Raw genomic sequence first — 22,357 nt, 5'->3', positions numbered from 1 at the left:
TAAATTTTGTTAATATTTTAATTCGCTGGTGTTCTTCCCTCCATTGTTTTGTAAGGGTTGATTACGATATCAGCTTCTTGTTCGTAAGTGTTAGTTACAATTTCTTTCTGATTAGTTTCAGTTGTGCTTTGATGATATACTACTGAAGCGAAAATGAAACAAGCTAGATAAATAAGACTTTTTAATTTACTGGTCATGATTTGGGGGTTTTAAATTCATTGCTAATCTAAAAAAGAATAACGCACGAAAAAGCCCATTGTTGTGTAATGGGCTTTTTTTGATGTCTAGGATATTTAAAATGTGGTTAATACAATTCATTCATCGATGTTATCGGTTGTTCATCGATAGATGCATTTAATCGATCTTTTTTTGACTTCTTATTTAGGGTCAAGAATGACGTTAATACGCTCAGAAACATCGTCGTAATGATATTTTGTCATCATATCTGAGGTTCTATTGCGTGCATTTCTAATATCACGCTTTAAAATGTTCAGTTCTGCTCTTGCGATAGTTCTAATGTCAGATTGGCTAGTGTTGACAACTGTTGATTTTCTGTAGCCACCGAAATCAGAAGCTTTAGCTTGATTGTCTGCTGTCAATAAATAATCTAAACGATCTATATGTGCTTTTTGTAAGTTTCTTCTGTAGGTATCTATGGCTTTACCGTTTTTAGCTTCAGACCAAATGCCTTTTCTTAATTCGCTCATCATTTGTGCAAGAGAATATGCTTCAGACTTATCTATGGTCTCATTTTCAATTAACCTCGCCATTTTACCTAAGCTTAATACATTGTTTAATGTACGTACTTGCATTGAGCGCATTTGCTCTAAGAAGCCTGAGTACTCTGTACGTTCCAAAATATCTTGATCCAGCATCCACATTGGGGTTTCAAAAAGCTGTTCGTGAAGAAAAACCATTGCTCTCTGTTGTTTCGCTTTTGGTACAGCAGTATATACAGCACCTTCTTGATCATATGTCTTATGGTTTTCATATACTCCACCAATGTTATTTGAGACGTGACCCATGTATCTATTGAATTGAGAGAATACTTGTCCGTATAATTTATCTAGGTCTTTATAAGTCTTACCGTCTTCGGCTGTCCACTCAATTAATTTCGGAACAATCCTTTTTAGGTTGGCAATACCGTATTTACTAGCTTTCATGGCATCATCACCTAAATCTTCAGTTTGTGAACTTGGATCAACAATGTCACCTACCTGTTGGTGACCAAAGCGATATAAAGGATCACCTGCATGTGCCTTAATCCATTTATCTAAAATAGACTTTTCTTCTTCTGCAGTTGTATTGGGTATAGGCTTGTATCCCCATTGAATAGCATACTTGTCATATACACCAATATCTGGCATTAGAGCCACGCCTTCATCACCAGGTTGTGCTATATAGTTGAAACGCGCATAATCCATAATTGATGGAGCAGTGCCGTATTTTTCCGTAAATGATTTAGAACGTAGCGAATCTACAGGGTATGCCACACTACTGCCCATGTTGTGCGGTAAACCTAAAGTGTGTCCAACTTCGTGAGAAGATACAAAACGGATTAAGCGACCCATTACATCATCATCGAAAGAAACGCCTCTAGCCGCCGGATTAATAGCTGCTGTTTGTACAAAGTACCAGTTTCTTAAAAGAGTCATTACATTATGATACCAATTAATATCAGATTCTAATATTTCACCACTGCGTGGATCACTAACATGTGGTCCGTTTGCATTGGGTATTGGTGAAGCTAAATAACGCACTACAGAATAACGAACATCTTCAGGAGACCATTCTGGATTTTCTTCTTCAGTCGGAGCTTCTTTGGCGATAATTGCATTTTTAAAACCTGCAGCTTCAAAAGCAACTTGCCAATCTTCTATACCTTGTTTAATAAACGGCACCCATTTTTTAGGTGTAGCTCTATCTACATAATAGATGATTTGTTTTTTAGGCTCTACCAATTCGCCGTTCTTGAATTTTTCGGCATCTTCATCTTTTACTTCTAAACGCCATCTGTCTAAAAATTTGATGGTCTTGCTCTCTTGAGCTTCTAAGCCATAATCTACTTGACCGCGAGCAAACCAGCCAACACGTTCGTCAAAATAACGTCGCTTCATCTGTTCTTCAGGTAACAATACCATAGAATTATTGATTTCTACAGATATAGAGCCCAAACTTTGGTTACTAGGTGCGGCACTTGCCAAATATGTTTTAATATGGCGTACCTCTACATTTAAGGGGTAACTCTTGATTGATTCAATATAACCTCTGCCTTCATCTAAACGAGATACTTTATATCTTTTTCTAAATCTATCTGGCATACCAAAAGCTTTGGTATCCTTTATAAAAATATCATTGACCTCTATAACCGTAGTTGGGTTTAGAGAATCTTTTTTGACAGCTTTAATATCAAACGAGTATAAAACTGGCTCAAAATTGGAGTTTACAACAGCTTCATGAACAGGAAGAGAGTCTGCAGCAACCACATCATGAGATACAACACGAAGCAGTACTTTTTTGTCTTTCTTTTCCCATCGTAGAACCTGTGTATTAATTTTTCCGCCACCAAAACCGATACCTGAGGCAGTTTTAGAGATACGGCTTACCATCAACATTTCTTTGTTGAATAGTGAATCTGGAATTTCAAAAAAGTGGTTCTCGTCAACTAAGTGGGTAGTAAAAAGTCCCGCATCGCTAACGGCATCTTTAGTGATAACCTTATTGTAAGGTTGGATTTTATCTTTTGAAGGTTTTTTAGATTCTTGCTCAGTATTTTTTTTCTTCTTTTTAAAAATTTGAGCTTCGGCATTCTGGTAGCCGAAAACGCAAACAAACAGCAATAATTTTACTAGTAATTTTCTTTTCATTTGTGAGTTAGTTAGGTAATCTTTCAAAGATTGAAATAATATCTGGAACAAATAGTTAATAATTTCTTAAGCCTATTTGTAACAATGCAGAGAGAAAGGCGTCTATTAAGTAGGAATAAACATTTTTTCATTTCTGAATTAGTCGATTATAAAGCCTTTGCATCTGCAAGGGCTTTATTTTTTTAATGAAATTTTAAAACAAAAGCGGAAGAACAAATTGAAATAAAGCTATTAATAATACCACTGCAATTAGGTTTAAGATGACACCCGCACGCGCCATTTCATGAACCTTAATATAACCACTGGCAAAAACAATGGCATTTGGCGGTGTAGCCATGGGTAGCATAAAAGCACAGCTACTGGCAATGGTAATAGGTATCAATAAATAAGTAATGGGTATGCCTAAACCAATCGCGATACCCGCAACTACAGGCGCAAGTACGGCAACAAGTGCTACATTGCTCATTAGCTCAGTCATAAACAACATTAGTGAAATCAATAAAGACGCAGTGAGTAAGATGCTTAAATCACTCTGCCCAATAACTTCAGCTACCAAATCTACAATACCAGAGACAGACATACCTTTGGCTAATGAGAGTCCGCCACCGAATAAAATAAGAATTCCCCATGCGAGCTTTTGGGTATCTTTCCATTGCAGTATGAAATCTCCTTTTTTAAGATTATATGGAAGTGCGAAAAGTGTAATGGCGGCAAAAATACTGATTAGTGTATCTGACAACCCTAAACTTGGAAATATAGAATTGATTAAAGTTCGAAAAACCCAAAGAAAAATAGTTACTCCGAATATGGCAAGAACCATTTTTTCTTTACCAGATGTTGGGCCTAATTTGTGAAGTTCTTCGTGAATGATAGTTTTTGATGCTTTAAATTTTAAGCCGTGAGTAGGGAAAAATACCTTCACCAATACAAAGTAACAAATACTAATCATGATCAGGGAAAACGGAAGTCCTATAACCATCCATTTTAAAAATGATATTTCAATATTGTATTCATTTTCCAATAAGCCAATTAGAACTGAATTTGGTGGCGTACCAATAACAGTTGCAATACCGCCAGCGTTAGCAGCAAAAGCAATGCCTAGCATCACACTTAAGGCAAAGTTTCGATCTCGTTTTGTAAAACCGTCTTCATCTTCAATCAGTAGGTTAATAACCGACATGGCAATGGGTAGCATTACTACGGTACTAGCCGTATTACTGATCCACATACTTAAAACAGCGGTAGCGATCATAAAACCAAGTACCACTTTATTAGCTGTTGTACCTGTTATTCTAATGATGTTTAGGGCAATACGCTTATGCAGATTAACTTTTTCTAAAGCCAATGCCATTACAAAACCACCAAAGAATAAAAAAACTATGGGGCTCCCGTAATTTGCGCCAACATCGCCAATGGGCATCACTTTCAAAATAGGAAATAGAAGCAAAGGTAGTAGCGCGGTTACAGAAATAGAAACCGCCTCGGTTACCCACCAAATTACCATCCAAAGAGCAACAGCAATTACAGCGTCTGCATTTTCAGAGATGAGTACATTTGGTAAAGAAAAAATAATGAAAAATATGATAGGACCTGTAAACAGACCTATTTTACTACTTAAATTCATGCTGGTTGGTTTTGCCAGCTTCTAAGCTACTATTTTTTAACGTCCTTTGAAATGACTATTTTATAATTTCTACTAAAAGAACGTCGTCTTCTTTGTAGATTTTAGCCAATTGTTGCTTCGTGATCCCTTTAATGCCTTTATCCCAAGCTTTGTTACTTAGGTCAGATTTAGCTTTAAGGGAGTCAAGCTCCATTTTCTTTTCCGCCTTAAGAATATCGAAAATTACCTTTTCGTTTTCAGATAATTGTAAAGGCTTCTTTTCTGGTCTCATTTGAGGGAAAAACAATACTTCTTGTATAGATGCATTGTTGGTCATCAACATCACCAAACGGTCAATACCAATACCAATACCAGAAGTTGGGGGCATACCATATTCAAGAGCTCTAAGAAAATCTTGGTCAATGAACATAGCCTCATCATCTCCCTTTTCAGAAAGCTTCAATTGATCTTCAAAACGCTCTCTTTGATCAATAGGGTCATTAAGCTCAGAGTAAGCGTTTGCCAACTCTTTACCGTTTACCATAAGCTCAAAACGCTCTGTCAATGCAGGGTTATCTCTGTGTTCTTTCGTTAGCGGACTCATTTCTTTAGGGTAGTCGGTAATAAACGTTGGTTGCACGTAGAAATGCTCACATTTTTCACCGAATATCTCGTCGATCAATTTACCGATGCCCATAGTTTCGTCAACTTCAAGACCTAATTTCTTGGCAGTTTCACGTAGTTCACTTTCTGGCATACCAGCAACCTCATAACCAGTATGTATCTTTATCGCTTCTAAAATAGGCACACGTGCATACGGAGCTTTAAATTCAATTTCATGCTCGCCAACAGTAATTTTAGTAGCACCGTTAGAATCCATCGCAATTTTCTCCAATAGTTTCTCTGTGGTATCCATCATCCAGTTGTAATCTTTGTATGCAACATACAATTCCATTACAGTAAATTCTGGGTTATGGGTACGGTCCATTCCTTCGTTTCTAAAATCCTTTGAGAATTCATAAACACCATCAAAACCACCCACAATTAACCTTTTAAGGTAAAGTTCGTTTGCAATTCTTAAGTATAAAGGAATATTTAATGCATTATGATGCGTTAAAAACGGACGTGCAGTTGCACCACCAGGTATAGGTTGTAAAATTGGAGTCTCTACTTCTAAATATCCAGCTGCATTGTAAAATTCACGAATACTAGTGGTTATTTTAGTTCTTTTAATGAAGGTTTCTTTCACCTTTGGGTTTACCACCAAATCAACATAACGTTGACGGTAACGTAGCTCAGGATCATTGAATTCATCATATATTTTACCCTCGGCATCTTTTTTAGGTAATGGTAAAGGTCTTAGCGATTTACTAAGCATGGTAAATTTCTTTACCATAATCGTTTTTTCACCTACCTGAGTGGTAAAAAGGTCACCTTCTATACCAATGATATCACCGATATCAAGTAATTTCTTGTAAACATCGTTGTACAAGGTTTTATCTTCACCAGTACAAATTTCATCTCTATTGAAATAAACCTGAATACGACCGGTACTATCTTGTAGTTCGGCAAAAGATGCTTTCCCCTGAATACGACGAGACATCAATCTTCCAGCAACAATAACCTGCTTGCCTTCCACATAATTAGATTTGATACTTGCAGATGTAGCATCTACAGGATATAAAGCAGCTGGATAAGGATTAATACCTAGTGCTCTTAATTTTTCTAATTTTTCTCTTCTGATAAGCTCTTGCTCCGATAATTGCATGCCGTCGTTTATTTAGCTGGCAAATATAATCGATATGTATTAATCTTTCAATCTTGTAGACACTAAAGGATAGAGTCTTTCTACAAATTTTTCATAAGCAAGCCTAGAAGGATGCAATCCGTCATCAGCCACCAATTCCGGTTCATCCAAACCTTTTCGCGTGATATCTGTAATATCGAGGAAAGTAACTCCCTTTTCTTTTGCAATAGATTTGGCGAAATTATTATACTTGTCCAGTTGCAAAGAGATCAGATCGTCTCCATTACTTTGTCCATATGGTGTGTAGTAGTAATCAGGTATTGAAAGTATGATTACTTTGTTAGCTTCATTACCAGCTAGATTAATGGCTTTGTTTAATAATTCGGTAAACTCATTTTCGTATTGAGAAAAAGGTCTAGATTGAAACTGGTTGTTTACACCAATTAATAGTGTAACTAAATTATAATCTGCAGATTCGCGACTACCAGTAGCTGAAATGAGCTGATCTGTTCGCCATCCTGTTTGTGCAATTACTGATGTATTGACTTGAAGATTTTTATTTTCTTCAATTTTTGTACTCAATTGAGCAGGAAAACTATTATCAAAATCAACACTTTTCCCTACGGTATAACTATCGCCAAGTGCTAAATAGGTGATAAATTCTTGATTATTTGGGGCGTCTACTAATTGCTCAGATCTTATTTCTTCAGTCTGGCTGCATGATGGTATAAAGCTGAAAAGAAAAATAATTAAGGTTAATTTATAATGCATGTGAGCGTATTTCATAGTAATCTAACGTAATAGCGGTTATAAAGGTTTTAAAAGTTACTATAAAATACGCTATTATCCACATGCTTTTGATTGATGAATAATATTAGTCGAAATGTAATGAAGAAGCGTAGTTAGGAATATATTCTTTTTGAGAAACAATTTGCAATATGTCACTTTCTAAAGAGGTAACAGGCGTTTCAATAATTCTATTCACCTCTTTTCCGTTCTTGTAAAAAATAAATGTTGGAACCCTACGGATGTTCAATCCCCATTCTTCACCCTGCGGACTTTTCTTGTACGATTCTTTTCGATGGTCAAGAGCAACTATTTTTAAGTTCTCCATTGGGTAATCTGCTGATTCTAGGATTTTGATGATTCTAGGTACTTCTCGTTTACTATCACCACACCAGGTACCCATGAAGATTAGAATTTTGTAAGAGCTTATTTTTTCTTTTAATAAATCAATTTGACTTTGATTGGTCTCGTAATTTTCATAATTAGGTTCAAACCATGTTTTGTAGGAGTTAGTTGAGAGTCCGCCAACAGTTATTTCTCCCAATAAAAAAGGTTGTTGATTATCAATAACAACCTCATGGTTTGTATTCTGAGAGAAGGTAGTTAAGAAGAAATTTAAAAGAAGAGTGGTCATTAAAAATGATAATTTCATGATTTTCAGTTTTTATATTAGACCTGAAAATTCTAGAAATTACGGGAAGAAAATTGATTTTTTGGGGTGGAAATAGGTACTAGACCCTAGGTGGAAATTTAAAAGATTATTGAAAACGTTGCTTTATTTCGTCTCTCGATGACACCTCTAATTTCTTGTAAACATTGTTAATATGGGTCTTTACAGTACTTACACTGATAAACATGGCAGCTGCAATCTCCTTATTGGTTTTGTTATCAAGAATTTGTTGAACAATGTTATGTTCTTGCTCGGTGAGCTTCGCAAGAGAATCGTTTTGCAAGTTTCTTGATGTACTTCTTTGGTTGAAAACAAAGTATACGTTCAGCGATATAGAGATTAGAAGTAGGGCAAGAAGTAACCATTTCCAGAAATTAGATTTTGGTGAATTATCATCTATTAGTTGTTGGTCAATAGCTATTTCATTTAAATACAAATCGGTAAAGGGCGCATTTGGGTATTTCGAAAGTAATCGCTCGCCAAGTTCGTTATAGTAATTAGTCTTGCTAATATTTTTTAGGTAATAGCTGTAGGTGTCATGTCTTTTATCTGACAAAAAGTTGAAAATATAGAGTTCGGCTAAAGGTTCATCTATATCTTCTCCGAAATCCTGCAAGGTCGAGAACCACTTTTTAGAATTCAGCTTTCTATTGGCATCACTTCTAAAGTCATTAAAATCGAAAGCCATTTCCTCTTTTAAAACATCTATATCTAAAAAGGAAGATGATTTACTGTTTGTTGAGGCAATTTCACAGAGAACTTCATTTGCAAAAGAAGTAGGGAAAGTAATGGTGTCGTTATTATTGGCTATAAATAAAATGCTTTTGCTGAACTCGCAACTACCAAAAAAGTGTTCAGAGTTTGAAGAAGCGTCAGAACAATCATCTAAATGAATTCTGTAAATTCTATTGTCATCGTTGAGGTTATTGCCTCTGAAACTAAAATATCCTAACGAGTCGGTAGTAGTTTTTTTAAGAATCTGTTCCATCGAAATTCTGCCAAACTTCCTATAATCTTCAATGATAGATAGGTAAATGGTCTTTCCACTTTGTTCATCGGCAATTTGACCTTCGAAACTATATTGAGATAAACCTTTAAAACAAGAGAAAAGAATAAGGATTAAAAATACTGTTCTGAACATTGATTAGTTTGTGGATATTAAAATTAATAGATTTTGTAACAAAGCGTTTGCAATTGCGACCTATAAGATACATCAATCAATCAAAATAATAATCAAATGAGTTTAATTCGAGTATTGCTTGCTATCTTTTTTCCTCCTTTAGCAGTTTTAGGCAAAGGTTGTGGTTCTTTTGTAATTGTTCTACTTTTGACTTTTTGCGGCTGGGTACCAGGGGTAATCGCAGCATTAGTTATATTGAATAATCCTAACTAGAACCAAAATACATGAGACTTTTTAAAATTCTATCTGTTGTTATTATAACAGTACTTTTCGCTGCCTGTAATTTTACTGAAGAAATTTATTTCAATGAAGACGGGTCAGGTAAAATGAGCATTCTTTTCGACGGTAATGAAATGATGCAAATGATACCAGAAACTGATTCTACAGAATTGGATAAAGCAATAGATTCTACTTTAGTCTTTAAAGACTTATTAAGAGAAAAAAAGGATAGTATAGCGCAGCTATCCCCAGAGGAGCAAGCTAAGCTTAAAAGATTAGAACCTTTCAGCTTACGTATGGTTGTAGATCCAGAAGGCGGAGTCATGAATTTTAATATGTTTACAGACTTCAAAAAAGTGTCTGAGGTTAATGATGCATTTAATGCTTTTCAAAATGCTAGCGCTATAGGTCCTGTTGCAGGCGGTAAATCAATGCCAGCTGGTGCAACAGAAGAAACAACAACTGTGAATTACAGTTTTGATAAGAACAAATTTAAACGTGAGACGGTAATTTTAAATCAAGAATTATTTGAAAAAAGTTTAGATAGTTTGGCTAGTGCAGAAATGTTTTTGTCTAGTTCTACCTACACTTTTAAGTATCATTTTCCAAGACGTGTAAAGTCTACCAATATTGAAGAAGCAACTTTTTCTATGGATGGAAAAACCATGGTACATGAAGTTAATTTCTTAGAGATGATGAAAGATCCAGAATCTATGGTCATCGAAGTAGAATTAGAAAAATAGGATATTCCTTTTCATATCTTTGTAAGATGAATAAGAAGGTGCACGTACAAGATTTAGGTCTGAAAGATTATAAGGAGACTTGGGACTACCAAGAGCAATTATTTAAAGATACCCTAGACTTTAAAATTCGAAATAGAAGAGAAGAATTGAGTTTAGAGACTCCTAATCATTTTCTGTTTGTTGAGCACCCACATGTATATACACTTGGTAAAAGTGGAGACATCTCTAATCTGTTAGTAGATGAAAAAGTCTTGGCAGCTAAAGGAGCTACTTTTTATAAAATAAATAGGGGAGGAGATATCACCTATCATGGTCCTGGGCAAATAGTGGGTTACCCTATATTAGACTTAGATAACTTCTTTACTGATATTCATAAATACCTTCGTTTTTTAGAGGAAATGGTCATCATGACCTTAGCTGAATATGGAATAAAATCTGAACGATCACCAGGAGAAACCGGAGTGTGGTTGGATGTAGGTACTCCGTTTGCACGTAAAATATGCGCTATGGGAGTAAGAGCCAGTAGATGGGTGACTATGCATGGTTTTGCATTAAATGTAAATGCCGATTTAGGATATTTTGATATGATGATCCCATGCGGAATAAAAGGAAAAGCCGTGACTTCTTTAAATGTAGAGCTAGGAAAAAAAGAGGTTGATTTAGATGAGGTGAAGCAGAAATTATTGAAGCATTTTCAAGAGCTTTTTGAAGCGGAAATAAAAGAAAAAACCGAGGTGTAAGCCTCGGTTCAAAGTTGGTGTCTGGTTAAGTTATTATTTGCTGTGTGCCGTAAGCAGTGTGCTACTCATTACGTCTCCGTTTTTCTTATAGGTTTCTTGTTTAACCATGCCTATGCCTTCTGCAAGCCAAACTCTAGATGGGTACACTTGGTTAGCCATCATCATTTTAGAACGATTTTCGCTATATAGAACAAAACAATCGAATGTGCCAGCAGTGGTAGTTACACTTTCTTTCTTTTCAACCTTTCTGTTGGTCATGTCAACGGTCATATTCATGTTAATACCACTCATGCCAATTTTCATGGCAACATTAGCATCTTTGAGATTTTGTCCTACGGTAAGTTCATTGGGTATTTCAATGTCATTGCCAGAGATTTCAATATCCATATCGCCATATTGTTCCATCATTTCAGTAGGTAATAAAGATTCGTAATCTAAAGTAACCGCACTGCCGCTACAAGCTAAGTTGTAGCTAGTGCTATAAATATCTTTGCCTTTGTTGTCTTTTAAGTTTATAGACATAGTGGCTGTAGTAGTATCACCAGTATGGTTTGCCTCGATAACTTTGTAGTTGCTAACACCTTCAATTTTTCCTTTTTTATTGTAATTGGTGTACTCCATTGACACACCTTCGTTCATAGGGTAGAATGTGCTACAATTGTCTTGAGCGGTAACGAATGCGATTCCAATTAAAAAAAATAATGCGTTGAGTAATTTAATTTTCATTTTTGACATAGTTAAGGTTCTGATTAATAACTGCTTAAATATATAAAAATCAATTCACTATTTTGAATGATATGTGTATTCGGTATTTAAATACTTGTGAATTCTACCATCAGGTGTATTATCGTATTTTATAAACTTTAATGCTATTTTCTTGGTCTTTAAATACAAACTCTGGTTTTTTATTTGCATTTATATCTTCCATATCAATTACTGAGCTGCCAAAAATGGGAAAATTTGGAATTGATTCCGCCTGACTATCAAAGAGATATATTTTCTGATTTTGTATATCGGTAACTGAAACATAAATTTTATCATTTAGATAAAAAATAGTTGGCTTTGAGTAAACACCTAATTCAAGCTCCACCTTCTTGTTACGAATCTGTAAGGTATTGTCGTTCATGATTGCTAAAGTTCTTGAAGTGGCATCCATACCGTGGTCCTTGGCTAGATTCAAATTACTTGATGAAACTTTACCCTTTGCATCTATTTGATACAGTATACCGTCGTCAGAAGTAAATGTGAACTTGTTCTGATACAACTTAAGGTCATTATCAGAAAATGAGAACTTGTCTTTAACGTTGACCCTGGTTTTACCTACCCTATTAGTTATTTTTAATTGACCGTTCTCTAATTTAAAAGCGATATAATCTTTTTTACCGATTCTAAAATGTTGAGGTGCGGCTACTATGGGTGCTTCGGCAGTATCATACGTAAAACCTTTGACAATGTCTCCTTTACCGTTATACATGAATACGTTTTTATCTTGAGTAACAACAAAGCGATAATTTTTACGACCCTCATAGTCAAATACGGCTAGTGGGTTTAAGTTGCCATCAGTATACTTTTTGGTAAATGGTTGAACCTCTTTTCCATTTCTATCTAAAATTAAGAACTCGTTGTTCGTAGTAAATGCTAGCTGTAATTTTCCATTCTTAAACAGGTCAACCTGTTGAACTTTACCTTGTATAGTTCCGTTAAGTTGTTTTTTCCAAAGAATTTTTCCGCTATTAGAGATTAAATAGAGAATATTTTCTTGATCCTGTACTATAATCTCTTTTCTTCTATTGCTGTGGTTCGTTACAAATTGTGGTAAGGTTGTCAGATCAGTATCGAATTTGACTTCAAAAGCAGAAGAAACAGAATTTGATTCCTCTTCTTTTGCGATTTTTTTTATTAAGAAATTGGTATGAAAGAATCCTGCATCAGCGATTATCTGGGAGCCAAAAACATAATCGTCTAATTTGCTGTTGGCAAATGAATTGCTCAGGGTTATAGAAACCGATTCGTTCATTGCGGTAACAAAACCTTTTAAATTGGAAATGGACACTACACTCGATGAAGAAGTTAGATTGTTTTCTGCATTTTTAAATAAGGTTGTTTTGTCAAAAGTATCACCCGTTTTTATTTTGGTGATTACAGATTCAAGCGTGCCTTTTGACTTAGAAAAGAGAAAAGTATTCTCAACAATACTCGCAAATTCGAAAGTATGTTCTCCAATTAAAGGCGTTAGCGGGTCAAATATTTCAAGATTAGGTTTTAATCCCCAGATTTCGTTACTGCTAAATTCTTCGGTAGATATTTTTTCTTCGTTAATATAATCAAGTAGTGTTTCGGTACCGTATGTTCTCAAAAACAAAACGTGTTCATTGTTATACTCGGCGATTCCAATTTCTTCAACGGTACTAAGAAGTGAATCTAAAACCGCAGTGGGGTAGTTGTTCAATGTTTTGTTGTGAGCGTATTTTTTAAAATCATCTAAACCAAATGATGTCATATTGTTGGCATCGCTAGGTGTTAAATTCCATGTTTTGTTTTGAATAGGTTTTGTTTCGTTGAATAGATTAAGGAATAGATTTTTACTTACACTTGATTCAGCTACGCCGTTCAATATGATTTCGTTGTCATTTAGGGATAAGTCTAGAGACATCAAACTACCGAAATTTGAAATATGCTGATCATCAGAAAGTAGTTTTTGAAATAGCATTTCGCTACTTTCAATATCAATCCAAATATTTACAACCTTGTCAGTGTTCGAAACTTCGTAAAAGCGTTCTATTGCACCACTTTTGATTGGGTTTTCAATAGTATTGATTAGGTTTTGTAATAGTGGCTGAGAAGAACTTAAAACCCAATGTTTCTCGATAAATGTACTATAAAAAGTATCCTTTTCAATTTCGTATGTGGTGATGGCTACATCATTATAATTAAGCGTTTCAATACTTTTGTTCGAAATAGAATCACCATTATTAATCACTAAACTATCTGCTGATATGTAGGTGTAATTTATGCTAATGCTATCAGCTGATAAAGCTAATAGCCCTTTTTTATGATCAGTAAGATAGTTAATCGGAGTTAGAATTTTCTTTACATCAATAAATGGTTTTTGTGACTCTAGTGCATTCAGAATCTCATTACTCGAAAGCTCATCATTAAGCGTTTCAAAATCATTTATTTTAAAAACTATATTGGCATTAGGGGGAATTAAATCTAAGATAGAATTCTCCGATTTTGTTTTAGATGTACAAGATATGCCTAAAAGGATAATTAAAGCATATAATAAAGTAAGCCTCATGCGAAAAGTTTGTGCAAAGTTATACTATTTGTTAAATAAACTTTAGTTGTCTGGTAAAAGCTTAAAACTCATTCTGTGGTACTTGGTAGTACCATATTTTTTAATTGCTGCTCTGTGTTCTTTAGTAGGGTATCCTTTATTCTTTTTCCAGTTGTACATAGGGTATTCATCATGTAGTTTGAGCATGTAGGCATCACGTGCAGTTTTTGCCAATACAGAAGCTGCTGCAATACTTAGGTACTTCGAATCACCTTTTATAATGCAAGAGTGGTCTATATTTTTGAAAGGTTTAAATCTGTTACCATCTACAATTATGTACTCGGGTATTTTAGATAGTGAATCTATAGCATTATGCATTGCCAGAATTGAAGCGTTTAAAATGTTGATGTCATCTATTACCGTAGGTTGAATATGAGCAATGCCAAAGCATATGCTCTCATTCTTTAAAAGAGGTTCTAGTAGTTCTCTTTTACGCTCAGATAAAAGCTTTGAATCTGTTAGAATGGAGTTTTCGAAAGATTCTGGTAGAATGATGGCTGCAGCAGTAACAGGTCCTGCTAAACAGCCTCTTCCGGCTTCATCGGTTCCGGTTTCGTTAAGGTTTTTATAATATTTTAGAAGCATTAAGATATTTTTAACTTAAATTTTGGAATTTTAAAATCTGAAAAATAGTTAAAAAGCTGGTTTTTTTTTGCCAAAAAATTAGATTAATTATGAATTAAATAATATTAAATGTTTTTTTAACATTTATTAATTTTTGATTAAGATACCTTTTGGAATGGCAGCCTTTTTTTTGGAATTTTACCGCAAGCTAATTCAAAAACAAATTTTATGAAACAGAAGTTAACGTGGATGTTGACACCTTTGTTGGTGCTCTTCATTACATTTTCCTACGCACAGGAAAAAACAGTGACCGGTGTTGTAACCGATCAAAGCGGTTTACCGCTACCGGGAGTGTCCGTTGTAGTTGTTGGAACAACTAACGGGTCTCAAACAGACTTTGATGGTAACTATGCAGTTAATGTTAATCAAGGTGGGAAATTAAAGTTTTCTTACCTGGGGCAAAAAACAGTGACAATGACTGTTGGTGCATCAAACACAATTAATGTACAATTAGAAGAAGATGCTGAGGCATTAGAAGAAGTAATTGTTACCGGACAAGGTTCAGGTATTGCCCTTAGAAAATTATCAACTACGGTTGATGTTTTGAATTCGGAGGATATTGATAAATTGCCTGCAAATCAAATAGATCAATTACTTCAATCAACAGCACCAAGTGCTCAAGTTCGTTTAAGTTCTGGGCAACCAGGTACTGCGGCAATTATTCGTACACGTGGTCCAATTTCAGCAGCTTCATCGGGAACTCCTGTTGTAATTATAGATGGTATTCGAGTGGATAATTTAAATTCAAATCCACAACTAGGTATAGGTACCGGTGGGGCAAATGTTTCTGCTTTGGCTGATATACCAATGGAGTCGATTGAGAGAATCGAATACATCAAAGGTGGGGCTGCAACAACTTTGTATGGTGCTGATGCTGCAAATGGTATAATTCAGATAATTACGAAAAAAGGTAAAGATGGAAAAAGCTCTGCATATTTTGAAAGTAGCGTAGGTGCTATTAAAGCAACTGAAGATTTTCTAAAGTATGATAGAACTGCTGAAGCAATTTTTCAGCCAGGTTGGTCTCAACAGTATAGAGTTGGGTTAAGTGGTGGGTCTGATAAATTTTCATATAATTTTGGTGGAAGTTTGTATAAAGATGATAGTTATAATGATATAAATGAACAAATTAGAAGAACTTTTACTTTTGGACTTACAGCTCGTGTAACGGATAAATTAAGGTATCAGGGGTCTTTTTCTTATGTAAACTTTGAATCTAACCTTGATTATAATGCAAACACTAGCTTTTCTAGGTTTTCTGGTTTAGAAGGATCCGCAAGAGGTGCTACAGATGAATTTACTGATGCTGAATGGCAAGATGAACTTGCGAGATATAAGAAAATAGGTCAGTTAGTTGATATTTCCAGTACCACTAATCGTTTTACTGCATCGAATAAGTTTATATACGATGTTAATGAGAATTTTCAGGTGAATGCAACGATCGGCATTGATAATAGAAATACGGTTCAAGAAGAATTGTTAAGCAATGCTTTACAGGTTGAATTGGGAACTATTGCAGAAGGTACTACGGATCAAGGTGAACTTACTAGGGTTTTAAGATCTGCATTTACAGTAACGACAGATTTAAATTTGACTCACAAAGCATACACGGATAATTTTTCATTTGTTAGTATTTTGGGAGGGCAATTTTTTAGGTCTTCAGATAGACAGAATAGATTAGAAGGTTCTGGTGGTGTAGATGGTACGAGGTCGTTGAATAATTTTTCCGAACAAGTTTTTTCTGATTTTGTATTAGAAAATGCAAATTACGGTTTGTACTTTTTGGAGAATGTAGGTATTTATGATGTAGCGTTCTTGGAATTTGGAGGAAGACTTGATAAGACCACTGTTTCTGGTTCAAATACAAGTCCCTTGTTATTGCCTAAGGTAGGTATAACCTATAATCTGAGCGATCATGATTTTTATCAAGATGCTGGTATAAGTAATACTATTTCTACAATTAAGTTAAGAGCTAACTATGGCGAGGCAACAAATTTTGCGCAACCATTTGATCAGGACAGGACATTTGCTCAAAATCCATTTTTAGGATCTCCTTCGTTTACTTTTGATAATCCAGGTAACGATGAGTTAGTTTCAGAACGTGTTAAGACTATCGAATTTGGTTTGGAACTTGGTTTCTTTAGAGATAGATTGTCTTTTAGTGGAACAAGGTTTATTGGTGTAACTGAAGATGCACTTTTTACACCTCAGTCTGCTCCATCTTCTGGTCAATTAAATCAGATTCAAAATATTGGAGAAGTTGAAAATAAAGGGTATGAGTTTGCTCTTACTGCAACACCAATTCAAACAGGTAAGCATAGTTTGAGTTTTAACCTTTCTTATAATACAGTTGATAACTTGGTAACTGACTCAGGGGGTGCTCCACCATTTGTTGTAGGTGGTTTTACGGTCTTGGGATCAGTTGTTGAGGAAGGACAAAGTTTGGGTTATCTTAGAGGTACGGCAGCAATTTTGCAAGACGATGGTTCTTATGCTTTTGAAGCTAATACCGCTTTAGGAGATACATTTGCGCCTAATTTTGGGTCTATGGGCTTAAATTATACATACGGTGATTTTAATTTCTTTGCAACAGCTGACTATCAATTTGGAGGTAGCATTACTGATTTAAGTTTCTTGTTAAGACATTTAAGAGGTACGGATGATACTGGTATTCCTGAAGAGTTAATTGGGGCAACTTCACCATTCAATTATGTAAATTTCTTTGTTTTTGATAGTGATTATTTGAAAATTAGAAATATTGGTGCTTCTTACAACTTTGGTGACATAGCAAAGCCATTGTTTAGTAATATCAGATTGAGTGCTACGGTTACAAATCCATTTAACTGGACAGCAGGTAATTTTGATCCAGAAACTACTGGTTCAGGTATTTCTGCACAAAATGGATTTGCTAGTGGTGGATTTGCTTATGGAACTGAGTCTGCGCCTAGAACATACATAGCCTCTTTAAGGTTTGAATTTTAATAAAAAATTGTAAAAATGAAAAAAATAATATTATTTTCTACAGCCATCTTGATATTTGGTTGTACAGGAGACTTTGGTGATGTTGTCAATTATAAAGATGTGCAGAACCCTAATCTTTCAGAAGAATCGGTTGTAGGTCAACCTAATTCAGCATCTATTTGGCTTACAGGTCTAGAAAGACAGTTGGCTAACGTATTTAATGAGACGTTGGTGTTATCAGAATTAGGGTCTGATAATTATGTGAATACCCAAACCTTTTTCAATCAGTTTATGGATCAATTACTTATTCAGATAACTGATCCAGATATGAGGGATACTCAAAGACAAATTCAGCGTTTAAGGGAATTGGCATTGTTTGGCTTAGAAAAAGTTGGACCAGGTGATCCAAATTACAATGGTGAAACTGAAGCTGAATTTAATTATTTTGAGGGACTATCTTATTTGTTCTCTGGGATGTATTTTTCAGCATTACCACAAGAGCCAGTTGGCGTTCCTATATCATCTGTAGAACATTATGAAAATGCAATTATTGCCATTGATGCTGCTATAGCTATTAATGCTAAACCAGAGTATTACTTGGCAAAAGCAAGAGCGAACTACTATTTAGGAAATAAGTCTGAAGCTGTTATCGCGGCAACCGCAGCATTATCTTTAGATGGTTCTTTTGATAGAATAGCTCAATTCGATGAATCTAATGGACCAAGCAATACATTTGAAGATGCATTATATGAAAGAGCTACTTTTGATGATCTTCAGCCTCTTCCTACGCTTGATTTTTTAGATCCTAAATATTCATTTTTAACTCCGAACGAAGACGCACCGGTTCATTATTTGAAGGCAGAAGAAGCTTATTTAATTCTAGCGGAAGCCGGTTTAGCAGATAATGACATTGTTGCAGCTAGAGAAAATTTAACTGCTTTGTTAGATTTAATTGCTTCAAGAGAGGTTAGAAATATTGATGATTCAATTGAACAACGATCTCAAGTTGATGAAGGTTCAAGACCTGATAATGCTTCTGTTATCGTGGATGGTAGACCAGGTCTTGTTTTGGATCGTCAAAATGGTAATGTAGATATTCCTTCGGTTTCAGGAACTTCATTAACTTTTGAGGATATTTCTACAATGCAAGATAATGATGCAGGTTTATCTATGTTATATAGAACTAGACAAGAAGTTTTTATAGCTGAAGGACTACGCATGGTTGACATGGGAGTAAAACTGGTTATTGATGAGAATGAAATTTTGATTAACGAAAATATTAATGAAGGTGATTTAGGAACAACTGCCGTTATTCCACCTTTTATTTCTACTATAGTTGTTGATTTAGATGCATTTACTTACGATAAAGCCGCAGGTGTTGCGAATACTTTAATTAATTTGAATGACGTTTTGGTTTCTAATAAAAATTCAGATCAGGTGGTACCATTTGAGTAAATTTTAATAATTTTTAATTTAAAGCCTCTATTTTTATAGAGGCTTTTTTTATGTGAAAAAGATTAATATATCTATGGGAGTAATTTTTATTGTATAATTTGATTTTCTTTTTTAAAATAATACCTAAACATAATTATAGCTATAACTAGGTTAGAAGATTTTTTTTTGAACAAAATAATCTATGATTTTTTGGGTACAATAGGTTGTTTGTAAAATGACTGTGTTAGAATGGTTGTAGAGGAATCGGTAGTTGTATCTGATTCTTTTTAGGAATTTTAAACTTATGGGTTAATGAAATTATTTATCTCGAAGCAGTGTAGATGAAGTAAGTTTTGATACGTATGTAATCAATATTTAAGAAAGCTACTGATTACATTATTTTATTATATAAAAGATTCTCCGTTTGTGATGAATCAATTGTAATTTCAATCTTCAATAAATCTTTATTGTTGAAATATTATACGACATAAGGTTGTTATAGTCTCTTAAGAAATAAACTTCTGACTATAATTTTAGTTAATTTGTGAAAGGGCATTTAAATATTTAACTATGGAGCTAAGTAGGTGGGTCGTTAACCGATGTTAAAAAGTTCTCCGTAATAGTTAGAAATCATTAATTTTTGAGGAATTACACAACCTCCTTTTTTTTATAATATGTAAATTTCTAGTGTATTGGAAATTGATGAGAGGGTGCTGGTAACTAACTAATTTAGATTTTCGGAAATAATGATTCGAGACAATCATTATTAATAATATTGAAATTCGAAATTAGTAGAATGTGCTTTCAGATAAGAATTATTAGCGGAATATAGTTTGTAATTTCTCAGAAGATGGCTGCTACTAGGAGTTTCTGCATCAGTTCGTTTATGTAATGGAAATAGAATAATTATTTTAGGGTATTTCGAGAGTTTACTTGAGATGGATTTTATTAGGTCAATTTCTAAATAATTTAGATGATGGAGTTTTTTTAAATTTAAGCATCATTATTTCATTATGAATTTTGATAATCACTATTTATTCGAAATATCCGCTATTGCCTATTTTGATTATTAAGCCTTTGGTGCGTTGTTTTATTATAGCTTTGTTTTATTTTTAAGTCTTCTATATGTATGTTCAAACTTTCACATTTACTTAGCAACAAAAAAATTAACTTTGCAAGGGTAACAATGCTTCATGAAATATATAATTCTAGTTTTATTGTGTTTAACATCTTCGATTGTTTTAGGTCAAGATGTAATCGAAAAGTCTGAGAAAAAGAAAGATTCGCTTCCTCTAGGTAAAAAGACGAAGCCGGTAAATCCAAAAGACAAACTGCAAAATGATTCTATCATTTTAACGATAGAAGATTATAGAATTATTTCTTTTAAGAGAGACACTACCTTTTTAGATACTACACTTACTATTCAAAAAGAGTATAAGTACAATTACTTGCGTGAAGACGATTTTGAATTAATGTCATTTTCTAATATTGGTCAGGCATATAATGAATTGGGTGTAGATTTTGAAAGAGTAGCTAGCTATCCAAATTTAGGGGCAATTGCAAAAGACCGCAAGTATTTAGAGAAAGAGCAGATCAATTACTACAACGTTGCGACGCCAATGACTGAGTTGTTCTTTAAAACAACTTTAGAAGAAGGTCAGTTGTTAGATGCTAACTTGGCGTTTAATACTTCTAGAAGATTAAATTTTTCTATTGGATATATTGGTTTTCGTTCTTTAGGTAAGTATAACAATGCGCAAATAGAATCTGGTAATTTTATCACTACAACAAATTTTTTATCAAAAAATGGAAGGTATGCGTTAAGGGCGCATATAGCTGCGCAGAATATTTCCTCAGAGGAAAATGGAGGTTTGTCTGATAAAGAGGCGCAGTTTGAATCAGGTGATTCAGATTTTACTAACAGACCAAGAGTAGATGTATACCTAGATGACGCAAATAATAAGATTTTAGGTAAAAGGTATTTTATGGATCATGCCTATAAATTGGTTAGAAGGCAGTTAGATTCAACTCGCTTTGAAAAGACGTCACTTTCTATAGGTCATACTTTTGATTATGAGACTAAATATTATCAATTTGTAGAGACAGTTAGTGATACCTTGTTTGGTGATGCTATTCTTAACACTATTAATGACAAGGCAGTTTTAAAAACGTTCTATAATGAAGTAACTGCTGAGTTCTATAATAGAACTCTAGGTAAGTTGTCAGGGGGTGTTAACGTGTATAATTATGATTATTATTTCAATAGTCGACTTACAGAAGAAGATGGTACTATAATTCCAAGTAGGTTAAACGGAACAGAGTTTGGAATAGTGGGGAAATATGAAAAGCGGATAGGCGAATTTGATTTTGACGCTGATTTGAAATACAATATTTCAGGCGAATTAACGGGTAACCTTTTTAATGCGGCTGCATCATATACCATAAATAAAAACCATAAGTTGAGATTCTCTTTGCATACTTCAAGTAGAATGCCAAATTTCAATTACCTATTATATCAAAGCGAATACCTTAATTATAATTGGAACAATAGCGAAGTGTTCGAGAAAGAACGTGCCAGTAGTTTAAAAGGCGAGTTGCTTTCAAAAACATGGGGTAACTTTATGGTGAAGTATAGTAGTTTAGACAACTACACATATTTTGCGCCAGTCTCAGATGGTGAAATAGGGGATGATATGGAGAATGCATTTATAAAACCGTTACAAGAGAGTAATAGTGTATCGCATTTAAAAGTTAAATATGAGAAAGAGTTTAAGGTTGGTATGTTCGCGTTGAATAATACGGTGATGTATCAGAATGTAATCCAAGATACGCAAGTATTGAATGTACCTCAATTAGTAACTCGAAATACATTGTATTTTTCTTCAGATGTATTTAAGAAAGCAATGTACTTGCAAACAGGTATTACGTTTAAATATTTCTCCAGTTATAACATGAATGGATATAATCCTATTCTTGGTGAGTTTTATGTGCAGAATAAAGAAGAGTTGGGGGGATATCCTTTATTAGATTTCTTTATTAATGCCAGAATTAAACAAACGAGAATTTATCTGAAGGCAGAACACTTTAATGCGTCTTTTTCTGGGCGTGACTATTATGCTGCGCCTAATTATCCATACCGTGATTTTGTTATACGCTTTGGTTTAGTGTGGAATTTCTTCTCTTAACGTAAAGATTGATTAGTTTAATGTGCTTATAATCAATAATTTGAATATATATTGCTACTTAAGTAACTGTGGTACAGGGTGTTGATTTTTATGTGAATTCCGTAGTTTCTAACGTTCGGTAAATCATGGTGTTATGTTATGGTTAAAAAACTTTCATTTTTTATTTTAAAAAAGGCTTGTAATATTAAGAATAGTGTGTACATTTGCACCCCGCAAACGAGGAAGATAAGTTCTGAATCGTTAGTTGGAAAAAGGTTCATA

At 34.3% G+C, this 22,357-nt stretch carries 16 protein-coding genes; 6 read left to right on the top strand and 10 right to left on the bottom strand.

What is annotated here, in order from left to right:
* Positions 1-17 precede the first annotated feature (17 nt).
* From Q4500_RS17605 to Q4500_RS17575, 7 genes are all read right to left on the bottom strand, one after another.
* Positions 18-197, bottom strand: coding sequence for a hypothetical protein (locus tag Q4500_RS17605; protein ID WP_303600889.1), 180 nt, complete (start codon positions 195-197; stop codon positions 18-20).
* A 180-nt stretch (positions 198-377) separates the two neighbouring features.
* Positions 378-2,867 carry a zinc-dependent metalloprotease gene (locus tag Q4500_RS17600; RefSeq protein WP_303600888.1) on the bottom strand — a complete coding sequence of 830 codons (2,490 nt, stop codon included), beginning with the start codon at positions 2,865-2,867 and terminating at the stop codon, positions 378-380.
* A 193-nt stretch (positions 2,868-3,060) separates the two neighbouring features.
* Complete coding sequence (locus tag Q4500_RS17595; protein ID WP_303600887.1) at positions 3,061-4,491, bottom strand: DASS family sodium-coupled anion symporter; 1,431 nt, start codon at positions 4,489-4,491, stop codon at positions 3,061-3,063.
* A 55-nt stretch (positions 4,492-4,546) separates the two neighbouring features.
* Entirely contained in the window at positions 4,547-6,238 is a 1,692-nt protein-coding gene (gene lysS, locus Q4500_RS17590) for a lysine--tRNA ligase (protein WP_303600886.1), read from the bottom strand.
* A 39-nt stretch (positions 6,239-6,277) separates the two neighbouring features.
* Positions 6,278-6,988, bottom strand: coding sequence for an SGNH/GDSL hydrolase family protein (locus Q4500_RS17585; protein WP_303600885.1), 711 nt, complete (start codon positions 6,986-6,988; stop codon positions 6,278-6,280).
* A gap of 103 nt (positions 6,989-7,091) precedes the next feature.
* Positions 7,092-7,655, bottom strand: a complete 564-nt coding sequence (locus Q4500_RS17580) for a thioredoxin family protein (RefSeq protein WP_303600884.1) — start codon at positions 7,653-7,655, stop codon at positions 7,092-7,094.
* Positions 7,656-7,761: 106 nt separating this feature from the next.
* Positions 7,762-8,814 (bottom strand): helix-turn-helix transcriptional regulator, encoded by a 1,053-nt coding sequence (locus Q4500_RS17575; RefSeq protein WP_303600883.1) that lies wholly within the window; start codon positions 8,812-8,814, stop codon positions 7,762-7,764.
* A 96-nt stretch (positions 8,815-8,910) separates the two neighbouring features.
* Here Q4500_RS17575 and Q4500_RS17570 point away from each other — a divergent pair, with 96 nt between their 5' ends.
* From Q4500_RS17570 to lipB, 3 genes are read left to right on the top strand one after another with little or no spacing between them, the layout of a single operon-like run.
* Positions 8,911-9,066 (top strand): YqaE/Pmp3 family membrane protein, encoded by a 156-nt coding sequence (locus Q4500_RS17570; RefSeq protein WP_073240341.1) that lies wholly within the window; start codon positions 8,911-8,913, stop codon positions 9,064-9,066.
* Positions 9,067-9,077: 11 nt separating this feature from the next.
* Positions 9,078-9,815 carry a hypothetical protein gene (locus tag Q4500_RS17565; protein WP_303600882.1) on the top strand — a complete coding sequence of 246 codons (738 nt, stop codon included), beginning with the start codon at positions 9,078-9,080 and terminating at the stop codon, positions 9,813-9,815.
* Between the two features lie 26 nt (positions 9,816-9,841).
* Positions 9,842-10,555: a lipoyl(octanoyl) transferase LipB gene (lipB, locus tag Q4500_RS17560; protein WP_303600881.1), complete on the top strand. Its 714-nt coding sequence runs from the start codon at positions 9,842-9,844 to the stop codon at positions 10,553-10,555.
* Positions 10,556-10,588: 33 nt separating this feature from the next.
* On the opposite strand, the gene Q4500_RS17555 is transcribed toward lipB, so the two are convergent.
* From Q4500_RS17555 to Q4500_RS17545, 3 genes are all read right to left on the bottom strand, one after another.
* On the bottom strand, positions 10,589-11,281 hold the full coding sequence (locus Q4500_RS17555) for a hypothetical protein (RefSeq protein WP_303600880.1): 693 nt from the start codon (positions 11,279-11,281) through the stop codon (positions 10,589-10,591).
* Between the two features lie 118 nt (positions 11,282-11,399).
* A complete protein-coding gene (locus tag Q4500_RS17550; protein WP_303600879.1) occupies positions 11,400-13,853 on the bottom strand; it encodes a ribonuclease HII in 2,454 nt (817 codons plus the stop codon).
* Between the two features lie 42 nt (positions 13,854-13,895).
* Positions 13,896-14,477 carry a ribonuclease HII gene (locus tag Q4500_RS17545; RefSeq protein ID WP_303600878.1) on the bottom strand — a complete coding sequence of 194 codons (582 nt, stop codon included), beginning with the start codon at positions 14,475-14,477 and terminating at the stop codon, positions 13,896-13,898.
* Positions 14,478-14,684: 207 nt separating this feature from the next.
* On the opposite strand from Q4500_RS17545, the gene Q4500_RS17540 reads away from it, so the two are divergent.
* The 3 genes from Q4500_RS17540 to Q4500_RS17530 all read left to right on the top strand — a co-directional run bounded on the left by Q4500_RS17540 (position 14,685) and on the right by Q4500_RS17530 (position 22,096).
* On the top strand, positions 14,685-17,498 hold the full coding sequence (locus Q4500_RS17540) for a TonB-dependent receptor (RefSeq protein ID WP_303600877.1): 2,814 nt from the start codon (positions 14,685-14,687) through the stop codon (positions 17,496-17,498).
* Positions 17,499-17,513: 15 nt separating this feature from the next.
* Positions 17,514-18,932 (top strand): hypothetical protein, encoded by a 1,419-nt coding sequence (locus Q4500_RS17535; RefSeq protein ID WP_303600876.1) that lies wholly within the window; start codon positions 17,514-17,516, stop codon positions 18,930-18,932.
* Between the two features lie 1,172 nt (positions 18,933-20,104).
* The gene (locus Q4500_RS17530; protein ID WP_303600875.1) at positions 20,105-22,096 is read left to right on the top strand and encodes a putative porin; all 1,992 of its coding nucleotides are present in this window, start codon (positions 20,105-20,107) and stop codon (positions 22,094-22,096) included.
* The last annotated feature ends 261 nt before the right edge of the window (positions 22,097-22,357 follow it).

The organism is Maribacter sp. 1_MG-2023, assembly GCF_030547005.1.
Lineage (GTDB): Bacteria > Bacteroidota > Bacteroidia > Flavobacteriales > Flavobacteriaceae > Maribacter.
Note: the sequence above shows the minus strand (reverse complement) of the source record. Positions and strands in the feature narration are given on the sequence as shown.